At 64.6% G+C, this 10,700-nt stretch carries 8 protein-coding genes and 2 pseudogenes; 1 reads left to right on the top strand and 9 read right to left on the bottom strand.

Annotation, left to right across the window (positions count from 1 at the left end):
* From EOD15_RS19470 to EOD15_RS19455, 4 genes and pseudogenes are all read right to left on the bottom strand, one after another.
* Positions 1-455: pseudogene (locus EOD15_RS19470) on the bottom strand (ABC transporter permease); the annotation flags it as partial.
* Positions 455-1,318, bottom strand: coding sequence for an ABC transporter permease (locus EOD15_RS19465; protein ID WP_127266978.1), 864 nt, complete (start codon positions 1,316-1,318; stop codon positions 455-457). The gene EOD15_RS19465 and the pseudogene EOD15_RS19470, both read right to left, overlap by 1 nt.
* Before the next feature lie 64 nt (positions 1,319-1,382).
* The gene (locus EOD15_RS19460) at positions 1,383-2,546 is read right to left on the bottom strand and encodes a spermidine/putrescine ABC transporter substrate-binding protein (protein ID WP_127322184.1); all 1,164 of its coding nucleotides are present in this window, start codon (positions 2,544-2,546) and stop codon (positions 1,383-1,385) included.
* On the bottom strand, positions 2,527-3,663 hold the full coding sequence (locus EOD15_RS19455; protein WP_127322185.1) for an ABC transporter ATP-binding protein: 1,137 nt from the start codon (positions 3,661-3,663) through the stop codon (positions 2,527-2,529). Before EOD15_RS19455 ends, EOD15_RS19460 begins: the two co-directional genes overlap by 20 nt.
* Before the next feature lie 114 nt (positions 3,664-3,777).
* On the opposite strand from EOD15_RS19455, the gene EOD15_RS19450 reads away from it, so the two are divergent.
* Positions 3,778-4,584, top strand: a complete 807-nt coding sequence (locus EOD15_RS19450) for a LuxR C-terminal-related transcriptional regulator (RefSeq protein WP_127322186.1) — start codon at positions 3,778-3,780, stop codon at positions 4,582-4,584.
* 347 nt (positions 4,585-4,931) lie between these two features.
* Here the strand turns inward: EOD15_RS19450 and EOD15_RS19445 are convergent, their stop codons facing one another.
* The 5 genes and pseudogenes from EOD15_RS19445 to EOD15_RS36835 form a co-directional block, all read right to left on the bottom strand.
* On the bottom strand, positions 4,932-7,004 hold the full coding sequence (locus EOD15_RS19445; protein WP_127318748.1) for a 3-hydroxyacyl-CoA dehydrogenase NAD-binding domain-containing protein: 2,073 nt from the start codon (positions 7,002-7,004) through the stop codon (positions 4,932-4,934).
* Positions 7,005-7,130: 126 nt separating this feature from the next.
* On the bottom strand, positions 7,131-8,078 hold the full coding sequence (locus EOD15_RS19440) for an ABC transporter permease (protein WP_127318750.1): 948 nt from the start codon (positions 8,076-8,078) through the stop codon (positions 7,131-7,133).
* A gap of 3 nt (positions 8,079-8,081) precedes the next feature.
* Complete coding sequence (locus EOD15_RS19435; protein WP_164761591.1) at positions 8,082-9,062, bottom strand: ABC transporter permease; 981 nt, start codon at positions 9,060-9,062, stop codon at positions 8,082-8,084.
* Position 9,063: 1 nt separating this feature from the next.
* On the bottom strand, positions 9,064-10,533 hold the full coding sequence (locus tag EOD15_RS19430) for a sugar ABC transporter ATP-binding protein (RefSeq protein ID WP_127408746.1): 1,470 nt from the start codon (positions 10,531-10,533) through the stop codon (positions 9,064-9,066).
* A 49-nt stretch (positions 10,534-10,582) separates the two neighbouring features.
* A pseudogene (locus EOD15_RS36835) lies at positions 10,583-10,700 on the bottom strand (ABC transporter substrate-binding protein); the annotation flags it as partial.

The following is a 10,700-nucleotide window of genomic DNA, read 5'->3' as shown; positions in this document are numbered from 1 at the left end:
ATGGAGAACAGGCCGTGCGCCGCGATGATCGAGCCGTAGCCGAGCGCCAGGCGCGGCGGCTGGTCGTCGGGCCAGATCGAGGCGAGGAACGGATTGACGACCGTGAACAGCTGGACGAGCGCGACCAGTGTCGAAATGCCGATGACGACGCCCGGAACGACGATCGCGGCGCCCAGAAGCGCATCGAAGACCGCGCGTGTTCTGATGCCGACGCGCGCCAGGCCGAGTGCCGCCGCAGTGCCGCACAACGCCGCCAGCAAGGCGCTGGTGGTGGCGATGAACAGGCTGTTCTTCAGCGCTTCGACCAGGAACGGGTTCGCCAGCGCCTTGCCGTACCATTGCACCGAAAAGCCGGTGAACTCGCTGGCATGGTGGCCGGCGTTGAAGGAGAACAGCACCACCAGTGCGATCGGCAGATAGAGGAAGGCGAACACCACAATGACGAAGGCGCGCATCAGATCAAATCCACCCGGCGCGCGCCCGAAACTCGGGTCGAGATGCGGTTGGCGGCAATCAGCACCACCACCGATACTAGCACCAGCGTGATCGCGATGGCCGAACCGAACGGCCAGTTGCGCGATTGCAGGAACAGGTCGACCAGCGCATTGCCGATAAAGAACACCTTGCCGCCGCCAAGCAGCGTCGGGATCAGATATTCGCCCAGCAGCAGGATCATGACCAGCGAGAAGCCGGTCATCACGCCCGGCAGCGACAGTTTCAGGGTCACGCCGAGGAAGGTCGAGAGCGGCGTCGCGCCGAGATCGGCGGAGGCTTCCAGCAGCCGGCGGTCGAGCCGCTCAAGGCTGACATAGATCGGCAGGATCATCAGCGGCAGGTAGCCATAGACGATGCCGAGCAGCACCGCGCCCGGCGTGTTGATCAGCCTGATATCCTCGAAACCGATATAGGACAGCAGAGCCGGGATGCCGCGCCCGCCCAGGATATACATCCAGGCATAGGTCCGCATCAAAAGGCTGGTCCAGAACGGAATGACGACCAGCGCCAGCAGGATCAGCCGCCAGCGCTGCGGTGCGCGCAGAGCGAGATAATAAGCAACGGGATAAGCGACGAGCAGACAGGCGAGCGCCCCTATCGGCGCCAGCACCATCGTGTTCCAGAAGGCAGCCGCCCGCGCCGGAAGATTGGCATATTGCGCGAAGGTAAAAGCCGCTTGATAGCCGCCTTCCGGCGCCCGTTCGCCGACGCTGAACACCGCGATGGCAATGAATGGAAGCACTAGAAACACCACCAGCCACGCGGTCGCCGGACCGAGCAGCATGGCGGTCGTGAGGTTGTGACGAAATCTATTGCCGCGCATTGAAAACCGCCCCGATACCGGCGGACATATGCCCGCCGGTCAATTGTCCGCGCCAGACCGGCCCTCAGGCCGACTTGAAGCGCGCCATCAATTCGGCGCGGCCCGGATCGGTCAGCGTTGCCGCCGCGCCGAATTCCAGCGGCGTCAACAGGTCGGCCGCCGGATAGAGGATCGGATTGTCGAGCACTTCCTTGGGCAGCAGCTTATTGACCCGCGCATCGGTCGACGGCGCACCATTGGCCAAATGCTCCTTCACCGCCACCTGCGGATTCATCAGGTAGTTGAGCAGGGCGTAGCCGGCCGGCTTGTTCGGCGCATCTTTCGGAATGGCGTAGAAATCGGTCCAGATCTCGCCGCCTTCCTTGCCCAGCACATAGGCGATCTCGGGAATGTCGCGATGCAACTGCGCGCCATCGTTCGTCCAGCACATCGTCATCCAGGCGTCGCCGGCGCGCATCCCCGGCTGGTAGTCGGAGGAGACCGCGAACAGATGCGGCTTGACCTTGAGCAGCAGTTCCTCCGCCTTGGCGAGCTCGTCTTGCTTCAACGAGTTGAACGAATAGCCGTAATATTTCAGCGCATTGCCGATCGTGGTCAGCTGGTAGTCATGCACCATGGTGCGGCTGTCGCCTTCCGCCATGGCGGTGTCCCAGAACTCCTTCCAGCTGGTCATCGGCTTGGTCAGCTTCTTGGTGTTGACGGCAAAGCCGGTGGTGCCCCAGTTCTTCGGCACCGCATAGGTCACCGCATCGATCGTGCCTTCCCCGGTGAAGCGGGGATCTTGCTGCGAGCCGTCGAAATTCGGCAGCTTCGCCATCTCCAGCGGCTCGATGATGCCGAGCTTCTTATAGGTCGAGATCGTGTAGTTGGTCGGCACGAACAGGCTCCAGCCCGAGGCGCCTGCCTGCAGCTTGGCCAGCATCTCCTCGTTGGAGCCGAACACGTTGACCTCGACGGCGACGCCGGTGTCCTTCTTGAAATTCTCGAACGTCGCCGGGTCATGGTAGTTCGGCCAGGTGGCGATCGACATGCGGTCGCCAAGGCTTTCGGCGGCAAAGGCCGGTGTCGGCATGATGCCGATCTCGCGCGCCATTACCGCCGTGGCAATGCCAAGGCCGGTGAGGCCGAGGAAGTCGCGTCGGCCGATCGAGCCGCGCTTCAAACGCATCAGCTGATCGACAAAATTCTTGGGGCTTATCGGCAGTCCGTCACGATATGATTTCGACATGTTTATCTACCCTCTGGTTGGCCCCGTTGTTCTTGGTCTCCGCAAACGCCAGCGGCGTTCCGGAGGCAAAGCCGATGGCGACGGGTTCACCCGGCTTGAAGAGATTGCCGTGGCCGATCAGGTGATCGGCCTTGGCCAGCAGCGTTCCGATGCCCTGGACCTCGATCGCGTATTCCGCTGTCGAGCCGAGGAAAATTCGGTTGCGGACGATGCCCTTGAATGGACCGCTTGTCTGGGCACCAAGACTGAGCGATTCAGGACGAAGGCTGACCGAAACGGCCTCACCTTGCTGCAGGGCGGTGCGCTTGCGCGCTGCAATGACGGTGCCATCGGCAAGCGCCACCTCCACCAGATCGCCCGAATGTCCGGCGACGGTGCCGCTCAGCAGGTTTGTCTTGCCGACGAAATCGGCGACGAACAAATCGGCCGGTTCGTCATAGATCTCGCTCGGCTGCCCGAGCTGGACGATGCGGCCGCCGTTCATGACGCAGACGAAATCGCTCATCGACAGCGCTTCCTCCTGGTCGTGCGTGACCAGCACGAAGGTGATGCCGATCTCGCGCTGCAGGTTCTGCAGCTCGATCTGCATGTCGGTACGCAGCTTCTTGTCGAGCGCCGCCAGCGGCTCGTCGAGCAAGAGCACCGCCGGCTTGTTGACCAGGGCTCGTGCCAGCGCCACACGCTGCTGCTGGCCGCCCGACAGTTCGTGGATCTTGCGGCGGCCATAGCCGGCGAGCCGCACCATTTCGAGCGCCTCGCCCGCTCTTGAGGCGATCTCGCGCGAAGACAGCCTTGGCCGCGCCTGGCGCAGCCCGTAGGCGACGTTGTCCTCGACATCGAGATGGGGAAACAGCGCGTATTGCTGGAACACCATGTTGACCGGCCGCCGGTAGGGCGGCGTGCCGGCCATGTCCTGGCCGCGAATGAACACCTGGCCTTCGCTCGGCTGTTCGAAGCCGCCGATCATGCGCAGGCAGGTGGTCTTGCCGCAGCCGGACGGCCCGAGCAACGCGACAAAGGCGGAGGGCGGGACAGCGAGATCGATGCCGCTGACCGCGGTCACCGCGCCATAGCGCTTGGTGACGCCGCGAAACTCGATGTCGGGCACTGCGGTCAAGGCTGATGGCTCCAGCAACAAGGCAATATCGGGACGCTACCAGAGCCAATGGCGGCTAGTATATACCTCTGAGGTGGTATATCTGATCTATTTTCTCGTTTAAGGGGGTATAGATTGTCCCGCAGCGACGAATACAGCCAGCTCGCCACGCTCGTCGCGGCGACGCGGGAGACCAGTGGCGACCTGTTCGGCAATGCGCTGGTCGATTGGCTGCGGCTCCATGTCAGCTTCGACCACTGCGTGGTGTTCGGCTATCGCGGCGCGGCGCGCCCGCCGCTGCTGTTCGAAACCTTCTCGCCGGCCGAAAGCCACGTCTTCGTCGCGCTCTATCAGGAGGGACCCTATCTGCTCGACCCGTTCCATCACGCGGCGGTCGAGCGCAAGGAAGGCTTCTGGCGCATGCGCGAACTGGCGCCGGACCGTTTCTATGCCAGCGAGTATTTCCGTTCCTACTACAGCCAGACCAGGCTGGCCGAGGAGGTCGGCTTCTTCGTGCCTCTGCCGGGCAAGGATGCGCTGGTGCTCTCACTGATGCGGCTGCGCGCTTCAGGCCCGTTCGGCACCGCCGATGCCAGATTGCTGCGCGACATGGCGCCGGCGGTGATCAGCTTCGCCAGGCTGCGCTGGCCCACCCTTCCGGCCGATGAACCTGCAGAGGCGCAGCAGGACGAGACGACCACTCCGGTCAACGAGTTCGACCGCGCCCACATCTGGCAGAGCCTGTCGCTGACGCCGCGCGAAAAACATGTCGTCGACCTGGTGCTGCAGGGGCATTCGACGGAATCGATCGCCAGGGCCATGCGCATCGTGCCGGGCACCGTGAAGGTCCATCGCCGCAACATCTACCGCAAGCTCAAGATCAAGTCGCAGGCCGGCCTGTTCGCACGTTTCGTCGAGATCATCGACGCGCGGATAAGGTAGCTACTTCGCCCCCGCCGCTTACCTGGGCAATCGCTTCGGATTTCGAATTCGCGTCACTTTTTTGCGAACGCCGGCGCTGCCCCTCACCTGCCTGCCGGCATCCTCTCCCCGTATAGGGACGGGGAGAGGGGCGCAGTAATTACCGGTTTCGCCAATCTCCAACGTTGCAAGACAGGCGACGAGGTTACCGCGAGCCCCTTCTCCCCGTCACTATACGGGGAGTCGAGGCGTGGTCCGCGCAGCGGACGAAAAGCCAACTGCTTGGCTTTTCGAACAACGAACGCCCGGCAGGGCGATGAGGGGCAGCGCAGACCTCGACAATTGGGTGGCTTGCCCATGACGTTTGATCAGGCTATCGCGTCGCCGTTCCACGATCCGGTCTCGGCCATCCGCTTCAGCAGCGGCGCCGGCTTGAACACGTCCTTGCCTGTCCGTTGATGCCAGTACTCGAGCCGCTCGATGATCCTGGCCGGGCCTTCGAGGCCAGCCCAGAACATCGGCCCGCCCTTGCCGATGGGAAAGCCGTAGCCATTGACCCAGACGACATCGATGTCGGACGCACGGGCCGCGATGCCTTCCTCAAGGATCTTGGCGCCCTCGTTGACCAGGGGGTAAAGCGTGCGCTCGATGATTTCCTCCGCACTGATCGCGCGCGGCACGATGCCCTTCTCCGCGGCCTTGTCGCAGATCAGCGCTTCAACCTCGGGATCCGGCACTGGCGTACGCGCGCCAGCCTCGTAGAGATAAAAACCCCGGCCGGTCTTCTGGCCGAAACGCCCCTGTTCGCACAGCGTGTCGGCGATCACGGCCGACAGGCCACGCGCCTTGCGGTTGCGCCAGCCAATGTCGAGACCGGCGAGATCGCCCATCTGGAAAGGCCCCATCGGCCAGCCGAAATCGGTGAAGACCTGGTCGATCTGGCTGGGCGTCGCGCCTTCCAGAAGAAGCGCTTCCGATTCCGAGCCGCGCGCGGCCAGCATGCGGTTGCCGACGAAGCCGTGGCAGACGCCGACGACAACGGCCACCTTGCCGATCCGCCGCGCCAGGTCGACGACGGTCGCCAGCGCATCGGGCGCGGTCTTGTCGGCGCGCACGATCTCCAGGAGCTTCATGACATTGGCCGGCGAGAAGAAATGCAGGCCGAGCACGTCCTGCGGCCGCGAGGTCGAGGCGGCGATTTCGTTGATGTCGAGATAGGAGGTGTTGGTGGCGAGGATCGCGCCCGGTTTGGCCACCGCTTCGAGCTTGCCGAACACCTCCTTCTTGACCGCTATGTCCTCGAACACCGCCTCTACGATCAGGTCGCAATCGGCGAGATCGGCATAATCGGTGGAGCCCTTGAACTGGGCGAGCCGCTCGCGCTTGGCGACTTCGCTTAGCGAACCGCGCGTGACGGACACCGAGTAGTTTCTGTCGATCGTCGCCAAGCCGCGCTGCAATGCCTCATGGCTGGTTTCCAGCAAAGTCACGGGATAGCCGCCATTGGCGAAGGCCATGGCGATGCCGCCGCCCATCGTGCCGGCGCCGATGACGCCGACGCGGGCAATCCTGCGCTTGACGATGTCTTTTCCCGAAACCTTTGCCGCCTCACGTTCGGCGAAGAACAAATGCCGCTGCGCCCGCGACTGGTCGCTGCCGACCAGTTTCACGAACAACGCACGTTCCGTCGCCAGCGCCGCATCGAAGGGCAGCGTGACGGCATTGCGCACCGACAGCGCACAGGCGATCGGCGCCTCGAGCCCGCGCGCCTTCCTGGCGAGGTCCGCAGCCTCGGCGTCTAAAGCCACGAGGTCGGTCTCCTTGAGCCCCTCATTGCGATCGCGCACCGGCGTGAAGGGGCCACCCTTGCGGGCAATTTCCCTGGCGAAGTTCACGGCATGCGTCGTCAGATCGCCTTCGAAGACGGCATCGACGAGACCGGCGGCATGCGCCTCGGTCGCACCGATCGGCGTACCGGAGACGATCATCCTGAGCGCCTTCACCGCGCCGACCAGGCGCGGCAGCCGCACCGTGCCGCCGCCCCCCGGCAGCAGGCCGAGCTTCACCTCCGGCAGGCCGAGCTTGGCGCCGGCATCGGCGACGCGGAAATGGCAGCCGAGCGCCAGCTCCAGCCCGCCGCCGAGCGCGGTGCCGTGGATGGCGGCCACCGTCGGCTTGGCGATGGTCTCCAGCACAGCCACGATGGCGCGCAGCTCCGGCTGCTGCATCGGCTTGCCGAATTCGGTGATGTCGGCGCCAGCGACAAACGTCCGGCCGGCGCATGCAATGACGATGGCGGCAACCGAAGCATCGTCGCGCAACTCAACCAGCGCCTGCATCAGCGGTTCGCGAACATGAAAACTCAGCGCGTTCACCGGCGGGTTGTCGATAGTGACGACGGCGACGTCGCCGTCACGGCTGACCTTCACGAAATCGGACACGCAAACCTCCCAGCGCTATTCAGCGGCCGTGGCCGCGCGAACGGGATTTACAGCGCCATGACGTCGAAGGGAACCGGATGTCGGCCTGGCACAATGATTACAGGCCTGGGACGACGAAGGCGGAGCCTACCGCGGCGCCTTCTGCCCGCCCGCCGCCGTGATCACCCCGACAATGATCAGCCCCGTCAGCAGCAGCCTTACGCCGGCACTCACCCCAAACGTGTTGAGCATGGTCAAAAGCAGCACCAGGAACAGCGCCGCGCCCCAGACCCCGGGCACATTGGCCTTGCCGCCGGCGACCGACGTGCCGCCGATGACGACGACCGCGATCGAGGCCAGCAGATACTCATTGCCGATATCGACATTGGCGCCACGGAAATAGCCGGCGAGCAGCGCGCCGTCGATGCCGCCGAGCGCACCAGACAGCGTGTAGGTGAGGAAACGGATGCGGCCGACATTGACGCCGGCGAGCCAGGCGGCGCGGATATTCTGGCCGATCGCCAGCACCGAGCGGCCATAGATCATGCGCTGCAGGGCGATGGCCGCACCGATGGTGAACAGCACGGTGAGGATGGCCAGCACCGGAATGCCGAGGATTTGCCAGTTGGCGAAATCGGCGAAGCCCGGCGGCGGCTTGATCTGCAGCCCTCGGCCGTAGCTGATGTCGATCGACTGGATGATGAAGCTGGCCGACAAAGTGGCGATGATCGGCGGGATGCGCAGCGCCCAGATCAGCAGATAGTTGGCGGCGCCGATCGCCGCCCCGCAGGCAAGCGCCGCCAGCAGCCCGACCGCGATCATGGAATCATTGCCGTCCATCACTTTCATCGCGACGGCGCTGGCAAGGCCGATATTGGCCGGCAGCGACAGGTCGACATTGCCCGGGCCGAGTGTGATGACGAACATCTGGCCGACGCCGACAATGACGGTGAACACCGCCAGCGACAGGGCCGCCGTCACCATGCCGCCGGCGCCATAACCGCCGGTGAAGGCGATCGTCGCCAGCCACACCAGAAGCGCGCCAATGAACGACCAGATCCAGGGTTTGGCGAGCAGCGATTTCACCGATGTCATCGCTCACCTCTCCTTGCGGCTGATCAGCACCCGCGCCGCCAGCACGATGATGAGGATGGCGCCATTGGCGGCAACCTGCCAATCGGGTGGAATGTGCATGAAGGTGAGCAGCGGCGAGGCCGCCAGCGCCAGCGTCAGCGCGCCGATCACAGCACCTATCGGCGACACCCGGCCGCCGACGAATTCGCCGCCGCCGAGGATGACGCCGGCGATGGCCAGCAGCGTGTAGCCGTTGCCGATATTGGCGTCGGCCGAGGTGGTGATGCCGATCAGCGCCATTCCGGACAGCACGCCGAACAGACCGGCCAGCGCAAACAGCACGATCTTGGTCTTGAGCAGCGACCAGCCGGCGCGGCCGAGTGCCGCCGGATTGCCGCCGGAGCCGCGCAGGATCACGCCATAGGAAGTGCGCATCAGGCCGAAATGAACGATGAGGCCGATCAGCAGCGCGGCGATGATCGGGAACGGAATGAAGGGCGGCTTGAACGCCATCAGCCCGAGCAGCCAGTCCGGCGCCTTGCCGCCCGGTTTGGGCAAGACGAGAATCGCCAGCCCCTGCCAGACGAAACTCATGCCGAGCGTCACCACGATGGACGGCAGATTGCGCAGATGGATCAGCGCGCCGAGCAGCGCATAGACGCCGATCGATCCAAGCAGGATGACGGCACCGATGAGCGGCGCGTCCTTCAGCCAGGTCGCCGTGACGCAGCCGACGAAGCCGACGAAGGTGCCGATCGACAGGTCGAGCTCGTTTCCGGCGATAACGAACATCTGCGCGATGGTCGCCAACGCGATCGGGATCGCCAAATTGAGCATCAGGCTGAAGCCGAAATAGCTGATGGCGCGCGGGTTGAGCCAGGCGATGGCGAGCAGCACCAGCGCCAGCGACAGCGCCGGCAGCAGCCCGCGCAACAGACGGGCACGGGCCAGTGCGCCTCGCTCGGCGGACGTCCTGGCGGCGGTGTCGAGGCTGGCGGCCGTCATCTCAGGCCGCATCGCCGAAGGAGGACTGGATGATCTTCTCTTCGGTCAACTCGTCGCGGCGCAGATTGGCGACGATGCGGCCGTTCTTGAAGACATAGATGTGATCGCAATTGTCGAGCTCTTCGGTTTCCGTGGTGTACCAGAGGAAGGTGCGGCCTCGGGCAGCCTCTTCGCGCACGAGGTCATAGACCTCCAGCTTAGTGCCGATATCGACGCCGCGCATCGGGTCGTCCATCAGCACGATCTGCGCGTCCGAGCCGAGCGCGCGGGCAAACAGCGCCTTCTGCTGGTTGCCGCCCGACAGCGAGAAGATGTTGTTGTTCATATCGGGCGTGCGGATGCCGATCTTCTTCTGCCATAGTGCAGCGAGTTCGGCCTCGCGTTGCGGCGAGATCAGCACCCCGCTGCGCAGCCGCGCCAGCGAGCGGATGCCGATGTTCTCAGCGATCGACCATTGCGGAAAGATGCCGTCCGACTGGCGGTCGCCGGCGACCAGCGCCACCGGTGCGGTCACCTCGATACCGGCCCGGGCGCGCGATGCAGCCGTGAAGATCGCCAGCAGCAGGTCGGTCTGGCCGTGGCCAGCCAACCCGGCAAGGCCGATGATCTCACCGGCACAGGCGACGAGGTCGGTGCTGTCCTTCTGCGCGGCGGGCCGCGCCCGGACCCGCAACGGACTGGCGGTGGGCTTGGCGGCAGCGATTTGCGCCGCGATCTTCTGGCGCGCTTCCGCTCCGCCCATCGCCGTCACCAGCCGGTCGCGGTCGAAGGCATCTGCCGCGTCAGCGACAACCACCTTGCCGTCGCGCATCACCACGATGCGATCGGCATTGCGCAGCACCTCGCCCAGCACATGAGAGATCAGGATGCAGCTTTTGCCACCGGCGACGAAGCGGCGGACGAAGGCCAGCAATTGGCCCGCCGTATGCGCATCGAGCGACGATGTCGGCTCGTCGAGGATGACGAGGTCGAGACGATCCTGGGTGACGGTGAAGGCGCGCGCCACTTCCACCATCTGGCGCCGACCGATCGACAGGTCGCCGACAATATCGGACGCCGAAATGCTGTGGCCCGGAAAGATCTCGTCGAGCTTGGCGGCGATCAGATCCGCCGCCTTGCGCCGCCAACTGAGCCCGCGCAGCGACGCGTGGTTGATGCGCGTGTTCTCGGCGACGCTGAGGTTGGGGCACAGCGACAGTTCCTGGAAGACGCAGCGTATGCCGAGTTGCTGCGCGCGCGACACCGAGTAATTGTCCTCGGTGTCGCCATGCACGCCGATCTTGCCGCTGTCGGGCACCAGCGTGCCCGCCACCATGTGCATCAGCGTCGATTTGCCGGCGCCATTGTGGCCGACGAGACCAACGCACTCGCCGGGGCCTACATGGAAATCCACGCCACCCAGTGCGCGAACGGCGCCGAAATGCTTTTCGGCGCCGTTCAGTCTGATGATGTCAGCGTTCCCTTCAGGCATGCTCAACGATATCCGCTCGATGATCCGGAGGGCAACGCTTGTTCAAGGCTCACTTGATGTTGGCTTTGATGGCCGCGATCGCGTCTTCCTGCGTGTATTCGTGGCTGGCGACGCCGCCCTTGGGGATCTTCGGCAGCTCGGCCTCGAAATCGTCCTGTGTGAAGGCC

It is taken from the genome of Mesorhizobium sp. M7A.T.Ca.US.000.02.2.1, assembly GCF_003996995.1.
Classification (GTDB): Bacteria; Pseudomonadota; Alphaproteobacteria; order Rhizobiales; family Rhizobiaceae; genus Mesorhizobium.
The sequence above is the reverse complement of the archived record's forward strand: the minus strand, read 5'-3'. Positions and strand labels throughout refer to the sequence as shown.